Annotated in this window: 2 protein-coding genes and 1 pseudogene; 2 read left to right on the top strand and 1 reads right to left on the bottom strand. The window is 34.8% G+C overall.

The window, feature by feature from the left end:
* Positions 1-55 precede the first annotated feature (55 nt).
* Positions 56-190, bottom strand: coding sequence for an aldolase/citrate lyase family protein (locus tag TCEL_RS13590; protein WP_423219078.1), 135 nt, complete (start codon positions 188-190; stop codon positions 56-58).
* A 1-nt stretch (position 191) separates the two neighbouring features.
* Between TCEL_RS13590 and dapA the strand changes: the two are divergent.
* Positions 192-792 (top strand): annotated as a pseudogene (gene dapA, locus TCEL_RS11500) (4-hydroxy-tetrahydrodipicolinate synthase); the annotation flags it as partial.
* Positions 773-917 (top strand): alanine:cation symporter family protein (locus TCEL_RS14420; RefSeq protein ID WP_423219077.1); only part of this gene is annotated, 145 nt, incomplete at its 3' end. The pseudogene dapA and the gene TCEL_RS14420, both read left to right, overlap by 20 nt.

Raw genomic sequence — 917 nt, 5'->3', positions numbered from 1 at the left:
ATTAAGATCATCATATCCGAAATCACTCTTTATTGAATTAATTCTAACTACAACCTCACAACCCTGTAAAATCTAATGTCTCTAGAGCGTTTTTAACTAATAGCCTTGCTGCATCCTTTTCATCTAAAGAAACAGCATCCTCTAAATCTAAAATAATACTGTCAGCTCCAAGTATTGGAGCGTTTTGTATCATACCTGCTGATGGCTTACTAGTTATTACACCATACTATAACAAGACAACTCAAAGAGGAGCAATTGAACACTTTAAGGCAATTGCATCAGCAGTGACAAAACCAATAATTATCTATAACGTTCCTTCAAGAACAGGATTTAATATACTTCCTGAAACTCTTTATGAACTATCAAAAATTGAAAATATAGTTGCTGTTAAAGAGGCTAGTGGAAACATTTCACAAGTTGCAGAAATTGCTCAATTATGTGGAGATAACCTTGATATATACTCTGGAAATGATGATCAAATAATACCCATTATGTCCCTGGGAGGAAAGGGAGTAATTTCTGTTGTTGCAAACATCCTTCCAAAAGATACACACGATATGTGCGAACTATTCTTAAAGGGCGATCTTAAGGCTGCACTTGATATACAGCTTAAAATGATACCTTTAATTAAAGCTCTTTTCATTGAAACAAACCCAATACCAGTAAAAACAGCAATGAACTTAATGGGAATGAAATGTTGGACACCTAAGATTACCACTTGTTGATATGTCTCAAAAGAATTTAGAACTTTTAAAGAAGGAAATGATCAATTATGGAATTAAGCTATCATAGAGGTGAAGTTATGAAGGTACTACTACACGGATGTAATGGACGAATGGGACAGACTTTAAGATATGGAGTAGCAAGAGGACTTTTCTCAAATGAGGCTGGTATGGGTTCAACTCCACATGCTCATG

The organism is Thermobrachium celere DSM 8682, from assembly GCF_000430995.1.
GTDB classification, from domain to species: domain Bacteria; phylum Bacillota; class Clostridia; order Clostridiales; family Caloramatoraceae; genus Thermobrachium; species Thermobrachium celere.
This window is presented reverse-complemented; position numbering and strand designations above follow the sequence as displayed.